Here is a 24,167-nt window from a genome sequence, read left to right as displayed (position 1 = left end):
GATATGAACCAACTATTTGCGGAAGGCCGGTCTTGGTTACGGTGGGTAAACGAAACCGGCGCCGGTTTGCAATTGCTTACGCAATGCATCCCGGCGCTGGAGGGGTGTGCCGCCGATCAGCGGCTGATGGGCTTGTAGCGAATGCGCTTGGGCTTGGCGCCTTCCTCGCCCAGGCGCTTCTTCTTGTCGTCTTCGTATTCGCGGTAGTTGCCGGCAAAGAAGCTCCATTGGCTGTCGCCTTCCGCCGCCAGGATGTGGGTACAGATCCGGTCCAGGAACCAGCGGTCGTGGCTGATCACCATGGCGCAGCCGGAGAACTCCAGCAGGGCATCTTCCAGGGCGCGCAGGGTTTCCACGTCCAGGTCGTTGGAGGGTTCGTCCAGCAGCAGCACGTTGCCGCCGGCGATCAGGGTCTTGGCCAGGTGCAGGCGGCCCCGTTCGCCGCCGGACAACTGGCCGACGATCTTGCCCTGGTCGGCGCCCTTGAAGTTGAAGCGGCCGATGTAGGCGCGGCTGGGCATTTCGAACTTGCCCACGGTGAGCACGTCGGCGCCTTCGGCGATGGCGTCGAACACGGTCTTGTCGTCGGCCAGACCTTCCCGGCTTTGGTCCACGGAGGCGATCTTGACGGTGGAGCCGATTTCCACGCTGCCGCTGTCGGGCTGCTCCAGGCCCCGGATCAGCTTGAACAGGGTGGACTTACCGGCGCCGTTGGGGCCGATCACGCCGACGATGGCGCCGGGGGGCACAGTGAAGGACAGGTTGTCGATCAACAGGCGGTCGCCGAAGGACTTGGTGACGTTGTGGAACTCGATCACCTTGTCCCCCAGACGCTCGCCGGGGGGGATGAAGATTTCCTGGGTCTCGTTGCGCTTCTGGTATTCGACGCTGGACATTTCCTCGTAGCGTTGCAGACGGGCTTTGCTCTTGGCTTGGCGGGCCTTGGCGCCCTGACGGACCCATTCCAGTTCCTGCTTCATGGCCTTGCGGTGGGCGTCTTCCTGCTTTTGTTCCTGTTGCAGGCGGGCTTCCTTCTGCTCCAGCCAGGAGGAGTAGTTGCCCTTCCAGGGAATGCCCTGGCCCCGGTCGAGTTCGAGAATCCACTCGGCGGCGTTGTCGAGGAAGTAGCGGTCGTGGGTCACGGCCACCACGGTGCCGGGGAAGCGCACCAGGAACTGCTCCAGCCATTCCACCGACTCGGCGTCCAAGTGGTTGGTGGGTTCGTCCAGCAGCAGCATGTCGGGCTTTTGCAGCAGCAGCTTGCACAGGGCCACGCGGCGCTTCTCTCCGCCGGACAGGTGGCCGATCTTGGCCTCCCAGGGCGGCAGGCGCAGGGCATCGGCGGCGATTTCCAGCTGGTGTTCGGCGTCGGAGCCGCTGGCGGCGATGATGGCTTCCAGGCGGGCTTGTTCTTCCGCCAGCTTGTCGAAGTCGGCGCCTTCCTCGGCGTAGGCGGCGTACACCTCCTCCAGCTTCTGCTGGGCCTGCATTACCTCGCCGAGGGCGGATTCCACTTCCTCGCGCACGGTCTTGTCGGGGTCAAGGCGCGGCTCCTGGGGCAGGTAGCCGATGGAAATATTGGGCTGCCACTGCACCTCGCCGTCGTATTCCTTGTCCTCGCCGGCCATGATGCGCAGCACGGTGGACTTGCCGGCGCCGTTGAGGCCCAGCAGGCCGATCTTGGCGCCGGGGAAGAAGGAAAGGGAAATATCCTTGATGATCTGACGCTTGGGGGGAACGGTCTTGTTCACCCGCAGCATGGACATGACGTATTGGGCCACGGCGGTTTCCTGTGTCGACTGGAAGAAGGAGGGCGAGTTTACCCGAGCCCACCCCATCGGCAGTGACTAACTGGTTTGTCCCGACTCTCTCGCCGTCCAGTCACAAAAATGCTTCAATCCTGTACTATTAGCATCATCTAATACGCTGATGCAATCGAATAAACAGGGGAGAACAATGAAGTCGAGGAAGCTTGTCGTCGCGGCAATCGCCGCATGGGGTCTGGCTGCCGCGGGCGCCTGGGCGGCGGAACCCAAGGTCAATTTGCAACGGGCGGAGGAAATCGTCAGCGGTCGCTGCTTCCTTTGCCACGGGGTTGAAGGGGAGTCCTCCAGTCCGATCTTTCCCCGTTTGGCCGGTCAGCATGCGGAATACGTGGCCAAGCAATTGGCCGATTTCAAGAGCGGACGCCGCAAGAGCGACACCATGAAGCCCCAGGCCATGGAACTGACCCCCGACGAAATGAAGGCCCTGGGGGTGTATTTCCAGGCCAAGCAATCCACTTCCCATGAAATCGAGGACAAGGACCTGGCCGGTGTCGGTCGCTACATCTTCAACAAGGGCAACAAGTTCTCCGGCGTCGCCGCCTGCGCCAGCTGCCACGGCGCCAAGGGCCTGGGTACCGCCCAGTTGCCGCGTCTGGCGGGCCAGCACCCACAGTACATCGAAACCCAGCTCAAGCAGTTCAACAAGCGCGAGCGTACCAACGACAACAACGTGATGCACACCATCGCCTCCAAGCTCACCGAGCTGGAGATCAAGTCCGTTGCGGAATACATCGCCACCCTGGAGTAGGGGGGTAATAAGGCAGCTATAGGGCGGTAAGCGGGGCGGCAAGCGGTCAGGGGGCGAGGAGGTAGGACGCAGGCGGGCGCGGATGCCAAACCCGCAACCCGTTCGCCCTGAGGTATCGAAGGGCGAGTGATGGCACGGCGGCCCGTCCATGGTTCGATACCTCACCACGAACGGGAATGGCCTGGGGTGCCGCGCAGGGGGCATCGGGAGGCGGCAAGGCACACCTGACGTTCCGTTCGCTTGTGGTATCGACAGATGGGACAGTCGGCCGCCAGAAAAAGAAAGAAGCCCAAGCTTGGTTCTCTCTCCCCAGGCGCGATAGGGATAGGGACCGGGTGAGGGGGCACCCTCGCTGCCCGCCAAGCGATTACGGTACTATCCGCTTCCCCCAACCCCGCGTCTTTCCGGCGATTGCCCCATCGCCGACGGGCGCCAGTCCCCGCGCCACGCCATGAGTTCCCGTTCCTCCCGCCAACGCCTCACCCAGCAATTGGTAGACGCTGCCGCTGCCTATCAGGCCGAGGTCGTCATTCCCCATTGCCCGATCTGCGCCAAGCCCTGCTGCAAGCTCGACGCCCTGGTGCTGGAACTGGACTGGCGGGAGCTCAAGACCCTGTGGCAGCTCAAGGAGTCGCGCAAGGCCTTCGACCAGCGGCTGGCCAGCGGCAATGGACCGCAGGAAATCCGCCCCGCCAACGGGCTTTACTACGCCCACAAAAAAGTCTGTCCCGCCTACGTGCCGGGGCAGGGCTGCCGCGTTTACAACCAGGACGTGAAGCCCCCGGGCTGTTCCGACTTTCCCGTGTATGAGAATGGCGGCGAACTCATGGCTGATCTGCGCTGTGAGGCGGTGAACTTGGATGATCTGAAGGAACGCCTGGAGCAGGCGGTGGGGAAGGGTTGCCGGGTGGGGGCGACTGAGGATGAGCAGTTTCCGTTTTTGGTGACGATCTCGCTAAAGAAGGCGATCAGTCGAAAGTGACTGGTTTCGACCCTAACCGGAAGTCGCGGACGCGAGAAAGCTGACGTTCAACGTTGGGCTAACCGACCTTGCGCGGCTTTATGCGCAAGGTCCATGTTGGGCGAAAGGTTAGATGTCGCCTTCATTGATATGGTGTGCGCCCCAGTTGCCTAAGTTCCACGGTGAAGTCAGCCAGATCGTCCATGTCGATTGCGTTGCGCAATAGAAAGACCGTGTCGCCAGAGGAACTAAGCGTGCACTGGTTCAGAGGTGCCCCTAGGTTGTGCCCGGAGACGAGCATAGCCCAGAGAAAGCCACCGAACACGAAACGATATGCAGTGTGGCCGTTGAGGCGAACCCTTCCAGGTTGCATGATGACGCCAGTGAAGGCCTCTGAATCATGCTTGAGCCCAAACATAAAGCAACCATACCGTTCGGGAGAGCCGGGATTTCCAGCGAACAGTAGCCGTCGCAATTCTTCGGCATGCTTTCCAAGTTGGACCTTTTCAAAGAACTTGAGAGAGGAAATGCCGGCTCGCCACAGAATCGAAAGCTGGAACAGCTTGAACTGTTCGTAGTTAAGGCCAGAGACGTACACGATGTTGCCCTCTTGTCGGATCGTGAGAGGTACACCGCCCTTGAGCACCAAACTGGCGTAGCGCTCCCAGATCGAGAACTTCTGTTCGCATGTGTCGCATAGCAACGGTTCTCGTAGGCCCTTTTGCTCACGCCAGTTTCCCTTCTCCGGAATGGTCGATAGAACCTGAAGGCGGTGCTTTTCGTCATAGAGAGTCTCATACAGAAACTCCGGAATAACGTGTGACCGTCTCAGTTCGACATCTTGAAGGCAGAGTGCGCAGGGCATGCGACGTCTAACGTGGAGTTCAGCGGAGCGTACGCTTTAAAGCAGTGTTAGAACTTTTAGCGGGAAAACATAGAAGCCAATAACCTAAACGCTATTACTGCTTTTAATGACCGAGGGCCTTCAGTAGCCCGTTTACGGTCTCTGTCTTTAGAGCAATTGGATCAATACCAACAGACAAAACGGTTTTGCAATAAGGGCAAAGGTAGGAAATACCTCGCCATTTGCTTTGCATACCTACAACAACGTCAACATCTTCGATGGTTACACTCGATATTATTTTTTCGCACTTCGGGCATTTGCCTTGGGAAATCATTTGGTTCTCCTTTGGAGAATGAAAGTTCTAACAGTGTTTACACGGACCGTGGGGTCCGTATAACAATTAATATTGTTGACGTCAGATTTGTTGTTTATTACTCATGACTTTCAGTCACTTGGAATTTCGACGGTCAGTATAACAACACCAATATGCCGGTCTGGATCCGCTTGACATGTATGGCAGCCCGAAGGGCGGCTTTTGGCCCTTAGCCGCCAATAAAAAGCGCCCCGAAGGGCGCTCCCAAAGGACCAACGAGACACTCCTTCTCAGGTCAGCATGTCCGCCCAGATGTTGTGGGCCCAGCCCATGGCGGTCTTGGCTTCCAGTTCGTTGCGGGCGGCGGAGACGCCGCCGGCGCCCTTGACCGGTTGCATGGTCTTGGTGGCGGCGTCGTAGGTGTGCACCGAGGACACGTGGATCACGTTCTTCGGGTCCACGAAGCTGTAGCAGGTGTTCATCACCAGGGGCGCCGGGTTGGGCGCCTCGCCCGCCAGCAGGTTGATGATGGCGGCTGCCGCCAGCTTGGCGTGCTGGTTGGCCATGTGGCCGGACTTGGGCATGGTGGGGGCGGGGAACACCGCATCGCCCAGGACGTGGATGCCGGGGTGGGAGACGGATTCCATGGTCAGCCAGTTGATGTCCACCCAGCGGTTGTTCACCAGCTTGAGACCTGTTTGGGTGGCGATGGCGCCGGCACGGTGGGGCGGGATGACGTTGAGCACGTCGGCCTTCACCTTGTCGAACTCGAGCAGGGCGGTCCTGCTCGCCACGTCCACTTCCTTCAGCTCGCTGTTGTTCTTGTACTCCAGGTGGTTCTTGTAGAGGTCGCTCCAGGCCTTCATGAACAGGGCCTTCTTGGACTGCACGTCCTCGTTGGCGTCGAGCACCAACACCTTGGACTTGGGCTTCTTGGTCTTGAAGTAGTTGGCCACCAGGCAGGCCCGTTCGTAGGGTCCGGGGGGGCAGCGGTAGGGGGCCTTGGGGATGGCGATGGCGTAGACGCCGCCGTCCTTCATGTCCTCCAGTTGCTTGCGCAGGGCCACGGTTTGCGGGCCGGCCTTCCAGGCGTGGAGGATCTTGCCCTGGGCGTCGGCGTTGTTGAGGGTGGGCAGGTCGTTGTACATGAACTCGATGCCCGGCGACAGCACCAGGCGGTCGTAGGCGATTTCGTCGCCCTTGCCGAGCTTGACGGTGCGTTTGTCGGGATTGACCGATACCACTTCGTCTTGAATGACATTCACGCCCCAGGTGCCCTTGAGGCCGGCGTAGGACAGGGTGATGTCGGCCATGGTCTTTTCGCCGCCGATCACCAGGTTGGAAATGGGGCAGGAAACGAAGTCGGTGTTGCGTTCGATCAGGGTGACCTTGACGCCACCTTCGCTCCACATGCGCAGGTACTTGGCCACGGTGGCGCCACCGTAACCGCCACCGACCACGACCACGTGGCCGCCGGCCTTGCTGCCCATGCTGGCGCAGCCGTAAAGGGAGGCGAGGGCGGCACCGCTGGCACCGACCTTGAGGAATTCACGACGTTTCATCAGCATCATTTTTCATCTCCCCTTTTTATTTTTGCGCCGAGAAGTACTCGGCGATCATGGCCAGTTGTTCTTCGCTGTAGCCCTTGCTGATCTGATGCATGATCGTGGCGGGCTTGACGCCGGAACGGAAGTCCTTGAGCTTCTGCAAGAGCTTGTCCTTGGGCTCGCCGGCCAGGGCTTCCATGCCCGCGCCGGGAATGGCCTTGCCGTTGGTGCCGTGGCAGTTGGCGCAGGTGGCGGCCAGGCTGCGGACGACCACCGGGCTGGGCTCGGCCTGGGCGAGCAGGGCTCCCCCGGCCAGACAGGCCGTTGCGATCAGATGCGGTAGTTTCATGATTTGCCTCCTCTTTTTTGTGTGATGTAGGTGCGACGATGTTTTCTGTTGTACCAGCTAGTGCATAAGAAAAATCTTATGGTTTAATATTAAAATAAGAATATCGTTATTCCGTAAAGTTGTGTTGAAAGAAGTGTTGATCTTTTGATCCTGAAAGAGGGGCCCCAACAATGTCAGATCAAACAAGTCCGCGCGGCCGACTGAGGCCCGCCCCGGAAAACTTCCTCAGCGACGAGGATGTGAAACGGGTGGAAAGCGGTCGCCGGGATTTTTTGCGCAAGAGCTTCCTTGCCGCCAGCACCGCCATGGCCAGCGTCGCCAGCGCCCGCGCCCTGGCCGCACCGGCCGGCGAGGATGCCATTCTCAACCTGCCCAGTTGGTCCACGACCCTCGGCCAGGGGGTGGCGACCCGGCCCTACGGCCTGCCGTCACAATATGAAAAAGGGCTGGTACGGCGGGAAAGCCCCGGCCTGACCCGGGTGTCGGGCTCCTCGGTAGCCTTCACCCCCTTGCAGGGCCTGTTCGGCATCATCACGCCCTCCGGTCTGCATTTCGAGCGGCACCACCAGGGCTGGCACGACATAGATCCCTCCAAGCACCGGCTGATGATCAACGGCATGGTGAAGTCGCCCTCGGTGTTCACCATGGACGACATCATGCGCATGCCCTCGGTGTCGCGCATCCACTTCATCGAGTGCGGCGCCAATACCGGCATGGAGTGGGGCAACGTGGCGGTGCCGACGGTGCAATACAGCCACGGCATGCTGTCCTGTTCGGAATTCACCGGCGTGCCCTTGCGCGTGATCCTGGAAAACTGCGGCGCCGACTTCAAGAAGGGCAAGTACATCCTGGCGGAAGGGGCCGACGGTTCCTCCATGACCCGCACCATTCCCATGGAAATGGTGCTCAACGACGAAGTGCTGGTGGCCTACGGCCAGAACGGCGAAATGCTGCGGCCCGAGAACGGCTATCCCCTGCGCCTGGTGGTACCGGGCGTGCAGGGCGTGTCCTGGGTCAAGTGGCTGCGCCGCATCGAAGTGGGCGACATGCCCTGGGCGGCCAAGGACGAGGCGGTGCATTACATCGATTTGCTGCCCGGCGGCAAGCACCGCCAATACACCTCCGTGCAGGAAGCCAAGTCGGTCATCACCAGCCCGTCCGGCGGCCAGGTGCTGCTGGACAAGGGTTACTACAACGTCACCGGTCTAGCCTGGTCGGGCCGGGGCAAGATCAAACAGGTGGACGTGTCCTTCGACGGCGGCATCAACTGGAAGAGCGCCCGCATCGAAGGTCCGGTGCAGAACAAGGCCCTGACCCGCTTCAACATCGGCTGGGTGTGGGACGGCAAGCCCGCCATCCTGCAATCTCGCGCCATGGACGAAACCGGTTTCGTCCAGCCCAGCTACGGCCAGTTGCGTGCCGTGCGGGGTACCAAGTCGATTTATCACAACAATGCCATCCAGTCCTGGAAGGTCAGCGAGTCCGGGGAGGTGAGCAATGTCCAAGTTCTGTAAGTTCGCCACGCTGCTGGCTCTGCCCCTGTTGGCGGCATCGGCCTTCGCCTACGACAAGCTGCCCCAGGAACGCTACGCCGGCATCGGTCGGCCGGCCACCGAAGCGGAAATCAAGGCCTGGGACATCGACGTGCGTCCCGACTTCAAGGGCCTGCCCAAGGGTTCCGGCTCCGTTTCCCACGGCCAGGACTTGTGGGAAGCCAAGTGCGCCACCTGTCACGGCACCTTCGGCGAATCCAACGAGGTGTTCACGCCCCTGATCGGCGGCGTGACCAAGGACGACCAGAAGACCGGCCGGGTGGCTTCCCTGGCCAAGGGCGACGTGCCCCAGCGCACCACCTTCATGAAGGTGGCGACGGTGTCCACTCTGTTCGACTACATCCAGCGCGCCATGCCCTGGACGGCGCCGAAGTCCCTCAAACCCGACGACGTCTACGCCATCCTGGCCTATCTGCTGAACCTGGCCGACATCGTGCCCGAGGACTTCACCCTGTCCGACGCCAACATCCGCGAGGTGCAGAAGAAAATGCCCAACCGCAACGGCATGACCACCGACCACGGCATGTGGCCCGGCGTGCCGGCGAGCAAGGGCGGCATCGGTAACGGCGGCAAGCCCGACACCCACAACACGGCCTGCATGAAGAACTGCAAGACCGAGGTGAAGGTGGCGTCCACCCTGCCGGACTACGCGGAAACCGCCCACGGCAACCTGGCGGAGCAAAACCGCCTGGTGGGTCAGGTGCGGGGCAAGATGCCGGGCCAGTTCGCTGGCCAGAAGGCCGAGACGAAGCCCGATGCCCCATCCCCCGGCAAGGCGATGGCGGCCCTGGCGCAAAAGTCCGGTTGCATGGCTTGTCATGGTATTGGCAATAAGATTGTCGGACCGGCTTTTGCCGACGTGGCGAAGAAATACAAAGGTCAGGACGAGGCGGCCGGCAAGCTGGCCGCCAAGGTCAAGGCTGGCGGGCAGGGCGTTTGGGGCAACATTCCGATGCCACCCCATGCCCACTTGAAGGACGAGGACATCCAGTCCCTCGTCAACTGGGTTTTGTCTGGCTCACCTGCAAACTGAGCCGAAAACTGATTTTCCAAAAGGAGAGACGCAGCATGAACAAGCAAAGACGCGAAGTGCTCAAGGCCGGCGGCAGCCTCGGCCTGCTGAGCATCCTGGCCGGCATCGGCCTGCTCAAGCCCGAGTCGGCCATGGCGGCCTGGAACAAGGCCGCGTTCGAGGCCAAGACCTTCGAGGACACCCTCAAGGCCCTGGGCGTCGAAGGCAAGCCCGCCGACAGTAAGGACATCCTGCTCAACGCCCCGGACATCGCCGAAAACGGCGCCGTGGTGCCGGTGGCCGTGGTCAGCAACATCGCCAACAGCCAATCCATCGCCATCCTGATCGAGAAGAATCCCAACGCCCTGGGCGCCAGCTTCGTGATTCCCGAAGGGACCGAAGCCAACGTCACCACCCGGGTCAAGATGGGCCAGACTTCCAATGTCTATGCTCTGGTCAAGGCCGACGGCAAGTTCTTCATGACCATGAAGGAAGTCAAGGTCACTCTCGGCGGCTGCGGCGGCTGATCACAGGAAGGAGAAAAGAAAATGGGCAATCCGATGAAAATCCGCGCCAGCAGCAAAGAAGGCGTGACCGAAGTGAAGGTGTTGATGAGCCACGAGATGGAAACCGGCCAGCGCAAGGACGCCTCCGGCGCCACCGTGCCCGCCTGGTACATCACCGAGGTCAAGGCGACCTACAAGGACAAGGTGGTGTTGATGGCCGAGTTCGGCCCCGCCGTGTCCAAGAATCCCTACCTGGCCTTCAAGTTCAAGGGCGGCGACAAGGGCGAGAAAGTGGTCGTCAGCTGGACCGACAGCAAGGGTGACAGCCGTTCCGACGAAGGCGTGATCAGCTGATTCGTTGTTGATGATGGCGGCGATCCCGGCATAGAACCGGGCCGCCGCCAGTCGCTTCACCTTCAAGCCAAATCAACAGGAGAAGTCTTATGGTTCCCCTCAGAAAGATATGTCTGACCCTGGGGCTCGCCGCCGTTGCCGGCCTGGCCTGCGCCCAGGATGGCGGCGTCGAGAAGTACCGGGAAATGATCGCCGACGGCAACCCCGCCGACTTGCAGGAAATCCGTGGCGAGGAATTGTGGAAGACCCCGCGTGGGCCGAAGAACGTTTCCCTCGAAGCCTGTGACCTGGGCCTCGGCCCCGGCGTGGTGGACGGCGCCTACGCCCAGCTGCCGCGCTACTTCAAGGACACGGGCAAGGTGATGGACGTGGAGGCCCGGCTGGTTTACTGCATGGTGAACCTGCAAGGGCTCAAGTACGACGAAGTCACCCGCAACTGGTTCTCCAAGCCCGGCAAGGAATCCGACATCGAGGCCCTGGTGACCTTCGTTGGCGCCCGTTCCAATGGCAAGAAGATCCATGTGCCGGCCAAGCACCCCGAGGAAGCCCGGATGCGGGACGTGGGCGAATACATCTTCTATCGCCGCGCCGGTCCCCAGGACTTTTCCTGTGCCATCTGCCACGCCAATGACAACAAGCGCATCCGTCTCCAGGATCTGGGCAATCTGACCACCCGCGAAGGGGCGGGCGTTGCCATGAAATCCTGGCCTTCCTATCGTGTCTCCCAAGGCGCGGTGTGGACCATGCAGCGTCGCCTGATCGACTGCATGCGCCAAGCCCGCTGGCCCGAGCCCAAGTACCTGTCCGATGCCGTGATCGCCCTGGAGGTGTATCTGCAAAACAAGGCATCGGGAACGGTGATGGAAACCCCGGGCATCAAGCGCTAAGGAGAACCGAGATGAAGAAAAAACTGACCTTTGCCCTGGTGACCTTTTCCCTGGGGCTGGCCGCCGCGACGGCCTTTGCCGCCGACAAGGCGCCGATGACCGACAAGAAGGCCCAGGGCGCCGAAGAGGTGTTCATCAAGTCCTTCCGCGCGGACAACCCCTCCTACTGGATGCGCCGGCTTGACCAGGACAGCACCATGAAGCTGTGCAGCCAGTACAAGGACAATCCGCCGCCCAAGGTGCGGCAGAAAATCGAACTGACGGAAAAGGCCACCATCCGCTATCCCGTGGACGGCAAGCTGATGGGCGACTGGAAGGAAGGCGAGAAGCTGGCGTCGGTCGGTACTGGCGGCCACATCGGCTTCATCCAGCCCGATCCCTACGGCCGCCTGCGCGGCGGCAACTGCTATGCCTGCCACCAGTTGGACAAGAAGGAAGTGGCCTACGGCACCATCGGCCCCAGTCTGACCAACTTTGCCAAGCTGCGCGGCCAGAACGGCCAGGTGGATGAGGCGGTGGTGAAGTACGTCTACGACAAGATCTACAACTCCAACGCCTTCTCGGCCTGTACCAACATGCCCCGTTTCGGCCTGCACAACTGGCTGTCACCGGAGCAGATCACCCATCTGGTGGCCTATCTGGTCGATCCCAATTCTCCGGTGAACAAGGACTGAACCATGAGCATGAATCGTCGCGAGTTCCTCCAGGTGCTGGCCGCCGCCAGCGCGGGAGGGCTGGTGTTGAAGGCGGATGCGGCCCAGGCGGAAAAGGCCGCCGCCGCCTTTTACGACCTGCCCCGGTTCGGCAACGTCAGCCTGTTGCACATGACGGACTGCCACGCCCAGCTGCTGCCCATCTACTTCCGCGAGCCCAATGTCAATATCGGGCTCGGCGGCCAGTTGGGCCAGCCGCCTCACCTGGTAGGCGAGGCGCTGCTCAAGCACTTCGGCATGCGGCCGGCCACCCGGGAAAGCTACGCCTTCAGCTATCTGGACTTTGAAAAAGCCGCCAAGGTCTACGGCAAGGTGGGCGGCTTCGCCCATCTTTCCACCCTGGTCAAGCGCCTCAAGGCCAGCCGCCCCGGTTCGCTGCTGCTGGACGGCGGTGATACCTGGCAGGGTTCCGGCACGTCCCTGTGGACCAAGGCCCAGGACATGGTGGATACCTGCAAGCTGTTGGGCGTGGACATCATGACCCTGCACTGGGAATCCACCTACGGCGCCGAGCGGGTGAAGGAGATCGAGGAAAAGGATTTCCAGGGCAAGCTCGACATCGTGGCCCAGAACATCAAGACCGCCGACTTCGGCGACCCGGTGTTCAAGCCCTACGTGATGCGTAACATCAACGGCGTGCCGGTGGCCATCATCGGCCAAGCCTTCCCCTATACGCCCATCGCCAATCCCCGCTACTTCACCCCGGACTGGAACTTCGGCATCCAGGACGACAACATGCAGAAGGTGGTGGACGAGGCCCGTGGCAAGGGTGCCCAGGTGGTGGTGGTGCTGTCCCACAACGGCATGGACGTGGACATCAAGATGGCCTCCCGGGTGCGCGGCATCGACGCCATCCTCGGTGGTCATACCCACGACGGCATGCCGGCGCCGGTGAAGGTGAAGAATGCCGGAGGGCAGACCCTGGTGACCAATGCGGGCTCCAACGGCAAGTTCCTCGGCGTGCTGGATTTCGACGTGAAGAACGGCAAGGTCAGCGACTTCCGCTACAAGCTGCTGCCGGTGTTCGCCAACCTGATCCCGGCCGATCCGGCCATGGACAAGTTGATCGCCGACATCCGCAAGCCCTTCGAAGCCAAGCTGGGCGAGAAATTGGCGGTGACCGAGGGCCTGCTCTATCGGCGCGGAAATTTCAACGGCACCTTCGACCAGTTGATCCTGGATGCGTTGCTCAAGATGAAGAATGCGGAAATCGCCTTCTCCCCGGGGTTCCGCTGGGGCACGTCGCTGCTGCCCGGTCAGGCCATCACCATGGAAAACCTGCTGGACCAGACGGCCATCACCTATCCCTACACCACGGTCAGCAACATGACCGGCGAGCAGATCAAGACGGTGCTGGAAGACGTCTGCGACAACCTGTTCAATCCCGATCCCTACTATCAGCAGGGAGGCGACATGGTGCGGGTGGGCGGTCTGCAATACACCTGCGATCCCACGGCCAAGATGGGCAGCCGCATCCAGAACATGATGCTGGGTGGCAAGCCCATCGACGCTGGCAAGACCTACAAGGTGGCGGGTTGGGCGCCGGTATCGGAAGAAGCCCGCAACGCCGGTGGCGAGCCGATCTGGGACGTGGTTGCCAGCTATCTGCGCCAGGTCAAGACCGTGAAGCCGGTGGCCTTGAACCTGCCGCAACTCAAGGGCATCGCCGGCAACCCTGGCATCGCCTGAGCCGAGAAAGAGGAGGGCACCATGAAAAAAATACTGGCTGGCATCCTGATCGGTGTTTCATTCTGGTCGCCCTTGTCTTTGGCGGCGGACTGGTCGCCCGACAGTCGGGACTGGGCGAATCTGCCCGTCCTCAAGCGGACCCCGTTCGGCCTTTACCTGACGCCCCGGGAAGCCTTCGAGATGAAGGAAAAACTTGGCGCCAAGGTGCTCTTCCTCGACGTGCGGACCCGGGCCGAGGTCATGTACGTGGGCATGGCTTCCGTTGCGGATGCCCTTGTGCCCTATGTCGAGCACCAGGAAATGATGGTGGATTGGGACGACAAACGGAATATCTACCTGTTGGAACCGAACCCGGAGTTCCCCCAGGAGGTCGCCCGTCGTCTCAAGGAAAAGGGCTTGAACAAGGCTTCCCCCATCATTTTGATGTGCCGCTCCGGGGACCGCAGTGCCAAGGCGGCGGACATCCTGAAGATGGAAGGGTATTCCCAAGTCTATAGCGTGGCCGAAGGATTCGAGGGCGACGTGGCCAAGGATGGTCCGAAGGCCGGACAGCGTGTGGTCAATGGCTGGAAGAATGCCGGGCTGCCCTGGAGCTACAAGCTCGACAAAGCAAAAATGTTTTTCCCCTCCCACTGAGGCCCCGGCACCGACCCCGCACGGGTGGGGTCTCGTGTCTGTCGTGGTCGGACGTCACTGGATTCCCGCTTTCGCAGGAATGACGGGGTTTTCCTGATGGCTTCCGCCAAGCTGGCGCGTCAGTACTAACACTAACGCACTAACGCGGCGTCTTGCCCCTCGTCTTTTTCTGCGTCACCGCCGTGGCCACGGTGACCTTGCTCTTGGCTTTCTGAGTTTTCTCGCCGGCCTTGAGGATGCGGATCAGGCGACGGCGGATTTCGTCAGAATCCATCCAGACGTCGCTGCCCTTAAGAATCTTGTTGATCTCCGCCGTGCTCAGGAATGGGCAGCAGATCCGCGTCATGACCTTTTCGAACCAATTGCCGAGGGCGATGACCTCGGCCAACTGCTCGTTGCCCTTGCCGGCGAAACTGCCCGAATAGATGTGGAACATGAGTTGGCAATTGTCGTGCACCACCAGCTCGTCGCCGGCCAGAAAAATGAAGGCCGCCATGGAATAGGCGCGGGCCTCCAGCACCGTGACCACGTGGGCCTCGGAGGCGAGCATGTTGTTGATGATCTGTAGCCCGGTGTCGAAATCCCCGCCCGGCGAATTGATGTGGAGGTAGATCAGGTCGGTTTCCGAGGCCGTGCGCAGGGTGTAGAACAGCTCGGTGTAGTACTGGGGCTCCTGGATTTCCCCGCACAGATAATAGGAAATCTGGTGGATCGGCATCTGCCGTTCGTAGCGGATCAGGCCCTGGAAGGGCGCGGCCTCGGCGATCAGGGGGAGTTCCGCGGGTTCCGGCTTGGTTTTTCTTTGCATGGCACGCCTTTCGAAAAGGCCCGCCAATCCGCCACGTGGGTTAGGGGCGGGCTATGCGTACTCTACTGCATCCAGGCGTTGTCGTGACGAACGCCGGTCAAGCCAAGGCGCATCAGTGGAAGGGTTCCGGCGTGATGCGGGCGGTGACGGTGCCCGATCGGCGCCGCTCGATGAACAGTCCGCTGCCATCGATTTTCTTCTTCGCTTGTTTCTTGGCCAGGGAGATAGCGGCGGAAACCTCGTGGTGGCTTTGCAGCAAGCCGGGCTCCACTTCCACCGCACCGATGGACAGGCTGGGCAGGGGATGGAATACGGGCTGGCCGCGGCGGTCCTCGCCCCAGTAGCCGCCCTGGTTGATGTGCTCGTCGGCGGTGAAGGCCTTGACCCCTTCGTCGAAGCGTTGGATGGCGTTGGTCAGGGCGTCCTTCCAGTTGAGGCTTTGCAGGATCAGGACGAAATCGTCGCCGCCGACGTGGCCGACGAAATCGCGCCGATGGTCGCAGGACTTGCGCAGGATTTCGCCGAGGAACTGGATCACCTGGTCACCCCGGCGGTAGCCGTAGGTGTCGTTGTAGGGCTTGAAGTGGTCCAGGTCGCAGTAGCAGGCGACAAAGCTGCGCTGGCCGGTGAGCAGCCGGTCGATGTGTTCGTTGATGGGCACGTTGCCCGGCAACTGGGTCAACGGATTGGCGTAGCGTGCGGCGCGGATCTGCATGTCGGTGATCAGGGACATCAAGGCCCGGGTGCCGCCCATGCCGACGTAGCGGCCCTGTTCGGTGATGACGAAGCCATCCAGCATGTGGTGGTGGGCCGAGGCGCTGAGGATTTGCCCGGCTTCCTGCACCGTGGTGGTGTGGTCGATCACCAGGGGTTCCGGGTCCATCAGCACGGAGCAGGGCTTGCGACCGTAGATCTCTCGCCGGAAGGGGCGGGCGAAGCGGTCGATCATGTTGTGACGGTTGATGGTGCCGACCGGGGCGCCGCTTTCGTCCACGACGGGCTGGACGAACAGCTCGTTGTTGGCCTCGAAGCGGGAAAAGATTTCGTCGTTGGTCGTCGTCGGCAGGACGGGGGGCGTGGTCGTCATGACGTTACGCACCGTGGCCGTTTCGACACTGATGGAAGAGGCCTGGGGGAAGACGATCAGCGTGCTGTTGGAGAGCAGGCGGATGCTTTCGGCCTGGGGGCTGCGCTCCGGCTGGAACTGGGGGCGGGAGATCAGGAAGCCCTGGCCGAATTCGATGCCCAGGTCGCGCACGGTGGTGAATTCGGCCTCGGTCTCGATGCCCTCGGCGATGATGCGGGCGTGGCTGGCTTCGGACAGTTCCTGCATGGCCTTGACCAACTGGAACTTGAGGGCGTCGTCGGCGATGCCGTTGATGAAGTGGCGGTCGATCTTGACGAACTCGGGCCGCACTTCAGACCACATGCGCAGATTGGAGAAACCCTCGCCCAGGTCGTCCACGGCGATCTGGTAGCCGATCTTGCGATAGGTGGCCAGTTGGTCCCGCAACAGGGAAAAGTCGTTGACGTGCTGGTTCTCGGTGATCTCGATGACGATCTGCTGGGCGCGCAGGCCGATCTCCTGGAGCAGGCGGGCGGTTTCCCCATTGAGGAAAAAGGGATCGGCCAGGCAGGTGGCACTGACGTTGATGAACAGGCGCCCCGGTAGCTTTTGCGCGGCGAACTCGCGGAAGGTGACCTCGCGGCAGAGACGTTCGAGAATTTCGGTCTGGCCGCTGACCCGGGCCAGTTCGAACAGCATCAGGGGACTGAATAGGTCGGTGCCTTCCGGCCCCCGGATCAGGCCCTCGTAGCCGAGATAGCTGCGGGTGCGGAAGTCCAGGATGGGTTGGAAGGCCGGGCGCAGTTGGCGGCGGTCAATGACTTCCTGAAGGCGCCGGATGTTCTCCGGCGTGATGCGAAGCGATTGGCTGCTGGCGATGGTGTTGCTGGCGCCCGCGGCCGGGGAAAGGGCAGAGTGATCCACGGTGGATTCCGGGACTGTGGGGAAGCTGCAAGGCTAATGCCCCTTTGTTACGCCCGTATGACTTTGGCTATAAGCGAGCGCTTATCCTGCGCTTATTCCGTCTTGTAACCGATGCGGACGCCGCCCCAATGCTGGCCCTGGATGTAAACCGGCGCCGAGATGTCGTGCATGATTTCGCCGGTGTCGCGGCGATAGGTCTGGATCAGGAAAGGTTGTTCGTGGCTGCCGCTGCGCTTGCCGACGATGTCGGAGAAGATGCGCTTGGTCCGGTTGCCCACCATGTCCTTGGCCTTGTCGCCGGTCAGGGGCTGGCAGAAACGGTTGTTGTGGGTCGGCACGTAGCCGTTGCGATCGATGGCGATGGCGTAGGCAATGGCGCTGTTGCGGCCGAAGAAGGGCTCCTGGATGTTGGGCAGGAGGCGATCCATCAGGGCATCGTACTTGGTGTGGAACTTTTGCGGATCGGTTTCGGGGATGGGGGCGTAGTTGGTGTCGAACAAGTCCTCGAGGCTGATCTGCTTGCGCCGCACCGCGTCGGTCAGCAGTTCGCTGACGGTGTTGGCCAGTTCTTTGACCTGTTCCGGCATCGCATTGTGGATTTGTCTTGCCGCCTCGCCACTGGGGCCCAGCTTGAACACCGTGCCGATTTCCGCCAGGTTGGTGGCCAGGTAGTTGAGGTGGTTGGCCTCGGTGAGGGTGCTGCGGGCACCTTCGGAATTGCGCTTGGCATGTTCGATGATATCGCCGGCCTGCTCGGCGATGTGCTGGGCCTGGGCCCGCTGTTCCATCATGGTGGTGGCGATCAGGCGGTTCTTTTCCAGGGTGTCGGCGGCGCCCGTGTTGATGAGGATCAGGGCCTCCGCCGCCTGGTTGGCCAGGCTGGAGCCGTTGCGGGCCTGGTCGGTGCCGGCACGGATGGAGTCGATGGCGCTTTGAATCTCGCTCTGGATGGCGTTGATCAAGGTGCTGATCTCGGCGGTGGCCGAGGTGGTGCGTTCGGCGAGCTTGCGCACTTCGTCGGCCACGACGGCGAAGCCCCGACCCTGTTCGCCGGCCCGGGCGGCCTCGATGGCGGCATTCAAGGCCAGCAGATTGGTCTGGTCGGCAATTTCGTGGATGGTCTGGACGATGGCGGAAATGTCCAGGGAACGCTGACCCAGGGCGGAGACGACGGAGGCGGAGTTTTCCACCGTCTGGGTCAGGAGGCCGATTTCCTCGGAGGCTTGGCGGACGATGGTGGCGCCATGTTGGGAGTGCTCCCGAGCGGCCTGGGCAATGCGGGTCGCTTCCTCGGTGATTTCCGCCAAGTGGGCGATGCTGCCGGCCATGGACTCGGCGGCTTCCACCGCGGAGGCCGCGGCCTGGTGTTGCTGCTCCGAGCCCTGGACGGTGATGTCGGCGTCGGCGATGAGTTTTTTGGCGGCGGCGTCCACTTGCTCGGAGTTGAACACCACCCGGCCCACGATGCTCTGGAAGCTGGCCATGAGGGCATTGAAGTCCCCGGCGACGGGACCGGTGGGGCCGATTTGGGCCGCGCGCCGGGACAGGTCGCCGTCGGCCACCGTTTCACGGATGGTTTTGCGCAGTTGGTCGCGGGGGCGCTGGATGGAGATCCGGTAGTGGATCTCGATGGCAACGCCGATCGTGATCGCCGCGACGACGCTGAAGGCGATGCCCCAGATTCCCAGGGTGCCGCCGCTGATGGCAATGGCCGCCAAGCAGGCGCCACCGCAGGCGATACCGGTCAAGAACGGGTAGGTCCATCGCGCCGGTGTGGAGACTGGAGTGGGAATGGTGCTCACGATCTACCTCCTCGTTGCCATCCTTGGGGATGGTTATTGGTTTTATGTGTCTGTCCGATCATGCTGTGTTTTTTATCCAATCGGTCACGGCAGGGATCAGGCAGCGCCATTATCGTATCTTTTCAAGCCTAAGGTAATCGGCGATGAAAAGGGCGATTTGCTCCACGTTGTTTAGATCAAGCAGCGGCAGGTGAGTGTCGATGGGGGCGTCGGTGGCAACCGCCACCACGGCCGGATTGTTGGGCCAGACGGGGGGATTCTCCAGGCTGGGGCGGTGTACCTCGATCTTGGGTAGCGGGTCGCGCTTGTAGCCTTCCACCAGCACCAGGTCGCAGGGCTGGAGGCGGGAAATCAACTCCGCCGCCGATGGTTCTGCTTCCCCCCGGAATTCCTGCATCAAGACAAGGCGTTGGTTGCTGACCAGGAAAACCTCCTGGGCGCCGGCCTGGCGCATGCGCCAGGAGTCCTTGCCGGGGCTATCGAGGTCGAAACCGTGATGGGTGTGCTTGAGGGTGGAAACCTTGAGCCCGCGCTGGACGAACCAATCCACCAGCTGGGTGATCAGGGTGGTCTTGCCGCTGCCGGAAAGCCCGGTAAGACCGAAAACATTCGGTTGCATGGCGCGTAACGGTAATGGACAACGGCCGCATGCTACCCCGCCGGCACGGGGGGTAACCCTTATTTACGCAGGGATTCCTGCTCCATTTGGATATAAACGTTGTAGGCGTTGAGGCGGTTGGCTGCCTCGAAAGCCCGTTGTCCGGCAAAGCGGGACCAGTCGGTGCGCTGGTAGACCTCGTCGAAGGGGACCAGGTCGGCAACCGCGTCCCCCATCGTTTTGCGTAGGAAAACCAGGTATTCCCTGGTGGCGGCAATGTCTGGCAACGGATCGGCGGAAGCGTTGCCATGGCCGGGAATCACCACGGCGGGCTTGCTTTCCAGCATGTGATCCAAGGCCGTCAGCCAGCGGGCCGTGTTGGCATCGCCGACGAAGGGCAGACGGCCGGAGAAAAACAGGTCACCGGCAAAAAGCACTTTTTCCCCGGGCAGGAACAGCATGACGTCGTCCGGCGCGTGGGAGCCATGGACGTCGATCAGGCGCAACTCGACGCCGCCCCGTGTCAAGGCCTGGTCGCCGCTGAACAAGTGGTCCGGCGCAATCAGACGGGTGCGTTCGTCCACCCAGGGGGCCAGGTCACGGCGGCGCTGCGCGAGCCGTTCCTTCGCAATATCCGATGCCAGATATTCCTTCGCACCGACATGAGCCCAGACCTGGGCGCCCAGCGCCTTGAAGGCTTGCAGGCCGTAGAAGTGGTCGGCGTGATAGTGGCTGACGATGACCAGCTTGATGGGAAGCGGGGTGATGTTGCGGATAGCCCGGATCATGCCCTCGCCCAGGGCAGGCGAGCCCAGGCTGTCGAAGACGACGACCTGATCCTTGGTCACGACGAAGCCGGCATTGGACATGTAGCCCTTGTTTTCCTGGGAGGCTGCTCCCGATTCGCCGCGGAAGTACCAGACATGGGGACTGACTTGCTCGGGCCTCAAGTCGATTTTTTCCCCGGCATGACTCAGCCCGGCAGCGACCAAGCCAAGCAGCCAGAGCGCTTGTAGGCTACGCATAAACATTCGGGGCAGGGCGATGGCAGTCATGGTTTTCCTCCTGGTATTGGCTTTATCATCGACGCGCGTTAAAAGCGCCATCTACATTAGCAGATACTGATTTTCCTGCATACCCAAAGGAGTCCGGGTGGATTTTTGGCAAAAATTGCGTGCCTTGCTGGGGCCGACGCCGCCGATGAACGAAGCGATCGTCCATGGCATCACCCATGCGATCGAAGTGGTTGATCCGGTGCTGAACGTGGTTGGCGGCGTGGTTAAGACCCTGGAGCCAGCCGTGGCTACGGCCATGGCCTATTGCGCCGAACTGGTGGCCCAGCTTCCCCCCGCGATCTCGATCAACCGCAGTCATTTTGCGACGGACCCGATGGTTCACGCCATGTTCGCCTCGGCGGACGATATCGATGTGATGTTGGGTCGCAGTACCGCCATGCGGGAATTCCTCGCCGAGGGCGACAATGCTTTTGCCGACGATTGCTATGCCCTGGTCGGCATGCGGCAGAACCAGAAAACCGTGCTGGGCATGGTGCAGCAGGGGGATGTCATCCAGTCCGATGTGCCGCGCCAGTATCTTTACTTTTCCGACCACACCTTGCGGGAGTTGAGTTCCAGCGAGGAAATCACCCGGCACCGACTGCAATTGGCGGCTTTCGACAGCCTGGTTCACCAGTTTGCCGACCAAATGGTGGAAAAGCGGAAGTGCCGCGATGAGCTTCATGCTGCATGGAATGGAGCGCGGGCCAACGGTGGCGGCGAGACCACGGACGAACGCATGGCCCGGCTGCATGAATTGGAGGTCCAGTACCAGGAGAGCACGGCCTCCCTGGCGCCGGAGCGGGTGGTGGAACAGTTGGCGGCTTGGTTGTCGTCCCCCGCCGAGCACATCCGCCTGGAACCCTGGACGGCTACGGTGGATCGGATGGGCGCCTTGGTGGATGCCGACGACGGCAGCGACAGCGAGGTTTGCACCCTGCAATGTCCGCTCTTGGTCGGTCGTGACCGACGGCGCTGGTTGGTCATGCTGGTACGAATCTCCCGCGCGGAAGCGCTGGAGGCCGTGGCGGCGCAAATGAAGTTGCAGGAAGCCAGCCGTTACCTGCTGGTTTAGCCGTTTCCGGCGCACTTCAGAAGAGTTCGAGTTCTCCCGTCGAGGCCTCGGCCACGTCGAAACGATTCACGTGGAAGTCCAGCGTGGCGTTCTTGGCGATGCAGACGAAGATCGCAATCTTGAAACGGGTCGCCTCGTTCACCGTGACGTCGAAGCGCATGGTTTGCGCGGGTTTCAGGATGTCGGCGTAGCTGGCGCATTCGGTGTCGAGGAAAAGGGGCGTCGACATCCCGACATGGCGGAATTCGCTGCTGAGCTGCCGATTTACCGTGCCGCAAATCATGTTGACGAATTCTGCGTAGGCATCCAGCAATGATTGGCCTTTCAGGTCGCCCTTGGGGCTGCGCAGTACTTTCGCCAAGTGCTCGGTGGTGACGTCGTTCAGGTCGAAGTCGAACAGGGCGACAACGCGGAAGGTGTAGGACGAGATGTTCAGCACGATCAGTTTCCGGTTCTTGCCTTCGACCGTCCCACCGGGGGCGTTCAATCGCGTCACGGCACAGTTGTCGTCGGTGCTGGTAACGCTGTTTTCCTTGATGGACTTTTCGAAAAGCCATTCCAGGGCTGCGACTGAGTTCGGGGTGATGGCCATCATGCACTCGCCTGGACGATGAGGTTTTCCACCTTCTCGCTGGTGGCCTTGAGACCGAACACGGCGGTCCGGATCATGTTGCCGCTGGCCTGCATGTCCTGGAAGGTGGTGGTGGTCACCAAGTCATTCTTCAGCAGATTGGTGCGGTAGTTCTGCGACAGCTTTTCCGAAAGCAGGGCCAGGTCGCGGACGCCGTCGGCGACGACGGCAAAGCCGCGCCCCTGCTCGCCGGCCCGGGCGGCTTCGATGGCGGCGTTGAGGGCCAGCATCACCACGTTCTTGACGATGCGCCCGAACTCCTCGTTTTGTTCCTTCAGTTCCTTGTTGTTAACCAGGATGGTCTGCATCTCGTCGTGCCAGCGCTCGATGGTCTTCACCATGTCCAGCAGGAGGTCGATATCGTGCTTGAGGGCCGCATGATCGGCGGCCAGACTGCGGCACAACTCGGTGATTTTTTCGTTGTACTCGCTATGGGTCTGGGACAGATGCTCATCCTTTTCGGCCTGGAGCTTTTTTTCCGTTTCCCTCAGTTCCTGCTCGAAGGTTTCCTGCTGGTGGCCAAGCCGGATTTCGAGGGAGGATATTTCCTTCCGCAACTCGCCGAGTTTGTCATTGACCTCGTCCAGGGGCATCCGAACGGAAAGATCCTGGATCACCTGGTCGTTTTCCTGGATCCGGGCGATCAGGCGTTTTTTATCCTCTCTGTATTTCCACGTGGCCGCGCCGACGCCGAGAGCGGCACCGAGCAACAAAAAAAGAACCGAACCGATACTGACTTCCATTTCAATGCCTTTGACTGATGGGTGCCTGGGCCGCTTCTGGATTGGTCGCCAGGCATTGAAGGAAAATCCTCAAGGCGATGGCGACTCCTTCTTATGCCTCTCCGCAGGGGAGAAGGGCGGCGGGCAACGGGGGCTGCATGTCCTGCGGTCGATCAGCTGACCAGTTTCTTGACCGAGCCAATGACCGCGGCGCCGTTGAAGGGCTTGACGATCCACCCCTTGATGCCGGCTGCCTTGCCGCGATCCTTCATGGCCGGGCTGTTTTCCGTGGTCAGCATGATGATGTTTACGGCGGCGTTCTTGAGTTCGCTACGGATCTTCTCCGCCATGGTCAGACCATCCATATTGGGCATGTTGACGTCGCTGATGACGAGCTTGATGGCGGAGTCCGCCTTCAGCTTGTCCAGGCCATCCTTGCCGTCCACCGCAGCGGTGACGGTCAGGCTGTTGGCCTTGAGAAAGTCGCAAACTTCGTTGCGGACGGTGCTGGAGTCGTCGACGACAAGAATTTGTGCCATTGTTTTTTCCTTGCTTGCAGAGAGGTCAGAAGAGTTCGAGTTCGCCTGCGTCAAACAGGGACTCGACGGTCGGGTTTTCCTTGAACTCGTCGGGGGACCAGTTCAGGTTGAAGACGAAGCGCTGAAAAATGGGTACCGGCGTGCCGTCCTGATTTCCCCGCTCCCGTAGGGTGTACTTGAGGCAGAGTTGGGGATCTTCGGAGCCGAAGGAAATGAAGCGCCGATGGTGATTGATGATGATCGGCACCTGGGTTTGCAAGGAGGTACTCTTGTGATCCTCGTGGCCCACGTAGCGGTTCTTGAAGGATCCCCAGATCATGTTGGTGGCTTCGCCAAGGACGTTGTTCAATTCGCGGAAGGTCATCTCGTCGCCTTCATCCCCGGCATCGCGGCGGATCAGGTTGAGAACTTCCTCCTCCTCGGCTTGCAGCATCATGTAACCCCGGCACCAGCTGCTTTCGATGGCGATCATCGTGAAGACCTCGCCGTAGATGATGCGGTCCTTGACGAGATAGGGGGTTTCGACGTCGATGTCGCAGTTGTGGAACAGGGTTTGCAACGAGGCACTGGTCATTTCGGTGATACCGCGCACCAGGTCGTTCGGGTAGATCCGGTTGAAAATCGAGGCGTCCAGGGTCGCCCGCAGGGTTTGCAGATCGCTGAGGGTATAGGCGCAGCGGAACATTGCCGCGTCCTTTTCATTCAGGCCGGCGACGCTGGCCAATCGATCGCGGCGCAGGAAAATGGGCAGTTCCGGCCGGGAGGCATGGATCTCTCGGGCGAGGGCGATGCCCCGGTCCGGGCGGCCGCCGTAGTGTTCGTGGAGCATGATGCCGCCAAGGTCCACATTGGACTTGAGGATCGCCATGACGGCATCCAGCCCACCCTGTTGGGGCTTGATGGCGACCAGGCCGCACTCCTCGCAGAACATCTTGAGGTTTTCCGAGTGGGCCAGGTCGTTGTCCAGGACGAGGACTTTGCTGATTAGGACGTTGTTGCTGCTCATCGT

General features: G+C 61.2%; 25 protein-coding genes. 11 read left to right on the top strand and 14 right to left on the bottom strand.

The genetic code is table 11. From position 1 onward, the window contains the following. Positions 1 to 116: 116 nt before the first annotated feature. Positions 117 to 1,781, bottom strand: coding sequence for an energy-dependent translational throttle protein EttA (ettA, locus tag ACYQ2U_RS08720; RefSeq protein ID WP_459949975.1), 1,665 nt, complete (start codon positions 1,779 to 1,781; stop codon positions 117 to 119). A gap of 175 nt (positions 1,782 to 1,956) precedes the next feature. On the opposite strand from ettA, the gene ACYQ2U_RS08715 reads away from it, so the two are divergent. Both ACYQ2U_RS08715 and ACYQ2U_RS08710 read left to right on the top strand, forming a co-directional pair. After that, complete coding sequence (locus ACYQ2U_RS08715) at positions 1,957 to 2,574, top strand: c-type cytochrome (RefSeq protein ID WP_459949974.1); 618 nt, start codon at positions 1,957 to 1,959, stop codon at positions 2,572 to 2,574. A gap of 451 nt (positions 2,575 to 3,025) precedes the next feature. After that, a complete protein-coding gene (locus ACYQ2U_RS08710; RefSeq protein ID WP_459949973.1) occupies positions 3,026 to 3,556 on the top strand; it encodes a hypothetical protein in 531 nt (176 codons plus the stop codon). A gap of 121 nt (positions 3,557 to 3,677) precedes the next feature. Here the strand turns inward: ACYQ2U_RS08710 and ACYQ2U_RS08705 are convergent, their stop codons facing one another. From ACYQ2U_RS08705 to ACYQ2U_RS08690, 4 genes are all read right to left on the bottom strand, one after another. Continuing rightward, the gene (locus ACYQ2U_RS08705) at positions 3,678 to 4,400 is read right to left on the bottom strand and encodes a hypothetical protein (RefSeq protein ID WP_459949972.1); all 723 of its coding nucleotides are present in this window, start codon (positions 4,398 to 4,400) and stop codon (positions 3,678 to 3,680) included. Positions 4,401 to 4,503: 103 nt separating this feature from the next. Further along, a complete protein-coding gene (locus tag ACYQ2U_RS08700; RefSeq protein WP_459949971.1) occupies positions 4,504 to 4,713 on the bottom strand; it encodes a hypothetical protein in 210 nt (69 codons plus the stop codon). Positions 4,714 to 4,982: 269 nt separating this feature from the next. Continuing rightward, positions 4,983 to 6,260, bottom strand: a complete 1,278-nt coding sequence (locus ACYQ2U_RS08695) for an FCSD flavin-binding domain-containing protein (protein ID WP_459950559.1) — start codon at positions 6,258 to 6,260, stop codon at positions 4,983 to 4,985. A 19-nt stretch (positions 6,261 to 6,279) separates the two neighbouring features. Beyond that, positions 6,280 to 6,588 carry a c-type cytochrome gene (locus ACYQ2U_RS08690; RefSeq protein WP_459949970.1) on the bottom strand — a complete coding sequence of 103 codons (309 nt, stop codon included), beginning with the start codon at positions 6,586 to 6,588 and terminating at the stop codon, positions 6,280 to 6,282. Positions 6,589 to 6,758: 170 nt separating this feature from the next. Here ACYQ2U_RS08690 and soxC point away from each other — a divergent pair, with 170 nt between their 5' ends. The 8 genes from soxC to ACYQ2U_RS08650 all read left to right on the top strand — a co-directional run bounded on the left by soxC (position 6,759) and on the right by ACYQ2U_RS08650 (position 13,938). Then, positions 6,759 to 8,102: a sulfite dehydrogenase gene (gene soxC / locus ACYQ2U_RS08685; RefSeq protein WP_459949969.1), complete on the top strand. Its 1,344-nt coding sequence runs from the start codon at positions 6,759 to 6,761 to the stop codon at positions 8,100 to 8,102. Further along, positions 8,086 to 9,174: a c-type cytochrome gene (locus tag ACYQ2U_RS08680; RefSeq protein WP_459949968.1), complete on the top strand. Its 1,089-nt coding sequence runs from the start codon at positions 8,086 to 8,088 to the stop codon at positions 9,172 to 9,174. Before soxC ends, ACYQ2U_RS08680 begins: the two co-directional genes overlap by 17 nt. Positions 9,175 to 9,209: 35 nt before the next feature. Further along, positions 9,210 to 9,680, top strand: a complete 471-nt coding sequence (soxY, locus tag ACYQ2U_RS08675; RefSeq protein ID WP_459949967.1) for a thiosulfate oxidation carrier protein SoxY — start codon at positions 9,210 to 9,212, stop codon at positions 9,678 to 9,680. Between the two features lie 21 nt (positions 9,681 to 9,701). Continuing rightward, positions 9,702 to 10,013, top strand: a complete 312-nt coding sequence (gene soxZ / locus ACYQ2U_RS08670) for a thiosulfate oxidation carrier complex protein SoxZ (protein WP_459949966.1) — start codon at positions 9,702 to 9,704, stop codon at positions 10,011 to 10,013. 89 nt (positions 10,014 to 10,102) lie between these two features. Continuing rightward, a complete protein-coding gene (gene soxA / locus ACYQ2U_RS08665; RefSeq protein ID WP_459949965.1) occupies positions 10,103 to 10,900 on the top strand; it encodes a sulfur oxidation c-type cytochrome SoxA in 798 nt (265 codons plus the stop codon). 11 nt (positions 10,901 to 10,911) lie between these two features. Further along, complete coding sequence (soxX, locus tag ACYQ2U_RS08660; RefSeq protein ID WP_459949964.1) at positions 10,912 to 11,574, top strand: sulfur oxidation c-type cytochrome SoxX; 663 nt, start codon at positions 10,912 to 10,914, stop codon at positions 11,572 to 11,574. Between the two features lie 3 nt (positions 11,575 to 11,577). After that, positions 11,578 to 13,302, top strand: a complete 1,725-nt coding sequence (soxB, locus tag ACYQ2U_RS08655; RefSeq protein WP_459949963.1) for a thiosulfohydrolase SoxB — start codon at positions 11,578 to 11,580, stop codon at positions 13,300 to 13,302. Positions 13,303 to 13,323: 21 nt separating this feature from the next. Beyond that, positions 13,324 to 13,938, top strand: a complete 615-nt coding sequence (locus tag ACYQ2U_RS08650; RefSeq protein ID WP_459949962.1) for a rhodanese-like domain-containing protein — start codon at positions 13,324 to 13,326, stop codon at positions 13,936 to 13,938. Positions 13,939 to 14,077: 139 nt separating this feature from the next. On the opposite strand, the gene ACYQ2U_RS08645 is transcribed toward ACYQ2U_RS08650, so the two are convergent. From ACYQ2U_RS08645 to ACYQ2U_RS08625, 5 genes are all read right to left on the bottom strand, one after another. Then, on the bottom strand, positions 14,078 to 14,746 hold the full coding sequence (locus ACYQ2U_RS08645) for a Clp protease ClpP (RefSeq protein ID WP_459949961.1): 669 nt from the start codon (positions 14,744 to 14,746) through the stop codon (positions 14,078 to 14,080). Between the two features lie 112 nt (positions 14,747 to 14,858). Then, positions 14,859 to 16,736 (bottom strand): GGDEF domain-containing protein, encoded by a 1,878-nt coding sequence (locus ACYQ2U_RS08640; protein WP_459949960.1) that lies wholly within the window; start codon positions 16,734 to 16,736, stop codon positions 14,859 to 14,861. Between the two features lie 92 nt (positions 16,737 to 16,828). Continuing rightward, on the bottom strand, positions 16,829 to 18,538 hold the full coding sequence (locus ACYQ2U_RS08635) for a methyl-accepting chemotaxis protein (RefSeq protein ID WP_459949959.1): 1,710 nt from the start codon (positions 18,536 to 18,538) through the stop codon (positions 16,829 to 16,831). Positions 18,539 to 18,647: 109 nt separating this feature from the next. Further along, positions 18,648 to 19,157, bottom strand: a complete 510-nt coding sequence (gene mobB, locus ACYQ2U_RS08630) for a molybdopterin-guanine dinucleotide biosynthesis protein B (protein ID WP_459949958.1) — start codon at positions 19,155 to 19,157, stop codon at positions 18,648 to 18,650. A gap of 59 nt (positions 19,158 to 19,216) precedes the next feature. Next, positions 19,217 to 20,191 carry an MBL fold metallo-hydrolase gene (locus ACYQ2U_RS08625; RefSeq protein WP_459949957.1) on the bottom strand — a complete coding sequence of 325 codons (975 nt, stop codon included), beginning with the start codon at positions 20,189 to 20,191 and terminating at the stop codon, positions 19,217 to 19,219. A 97-nt stretch (positions 20,192 to 20,288) separates the two neighbouring features. On the opposite strand from ACYQ2U_RS08625, the gene ACYQ2U_RS08620 reads away from it, so the two are divergent. Next, positions 20,289 to 21,266, top strand: coding sequence for a hypothetical protein (locus tag ACYQ2U_RS08620; RefSeq protein ID WP_459949956.1), 978 nt, complete (start codon positions 20,289 to 20,291; stop codon positions 21,264 to 21,266). A 16-nt stretch (positions 21,267 to 21,282) separates the two neighbouring features. Here ACYQ2U_RS08620 and ACYQ2U_RS08615 read toward each other — a convergent pair whose 3' ends face one another. The 4 genes from ACYQ2U_RS08615 to ACYQ2U_RS08600 all read right to left on the bottom strand — a co-directional run bounded on the left by ACYQ2U_RS08615 (position 21,283) and on the right by ACYQ2U_RS08600 (position 24,164). Further along, positions 21,283 to 21,861: a chemotaxis protein CheX gene (locus ACYQ2U_RS08615; protein ID WP_459949955.1), complete on the bottom strand. Its 579-nt coding sequence runs from the start codon at positions 21,859 to 21,861 to the stop codon at positions 21,283 to 21,285. After that, entirely contained in the window at positions 21,858 to 22,205 is a 348-nt protein-coding gene (locus ACYQ2U_RS08610; protein ID WP_459950558.1) for a methyl-accepting chemotaxis protein, read from the bottom strand. Before ACYQ2U_RS08610 ends, ACYQ2U_RS08615 begins: the two co-directional genes overlap by 4 nt. Before the next feature lie 587 nt (positions 22,206 to 22,792). After that, entirely contained in the window at positions 22,793 to 23,158 is a 366-nt protein-coding gene (locus ACYQ2U_RS08605; protein ID WP_459949954.1) for a response regulator, read from the bottom strand. A 25-nt stretch (positions 23,159 to 23,183) separates the two neighbouring features. Further along, complete coding sequence (locus ACYQ2U_RS08600; RefSeq protein WP_459949953.1) at positions 23,184 to 24,164, bottom strand: chemotaxis protein CheX; 981 nt, start codon at positions 24,162 to 24,164, stop codon at positions 23,184 to 23,186. Between the last annotated feature and the right edge of the window lie 3 nt (positions 24,165 to 24,167).

The organism is Denitratisoma sp. agr-D3 (genome assembly GCF_054658675.1).
The sequence above is the reverse complement of the archived record's forward strand: the minus strand, read 5'-3'. Positions and strand labels throughout refer to the sequence as shown.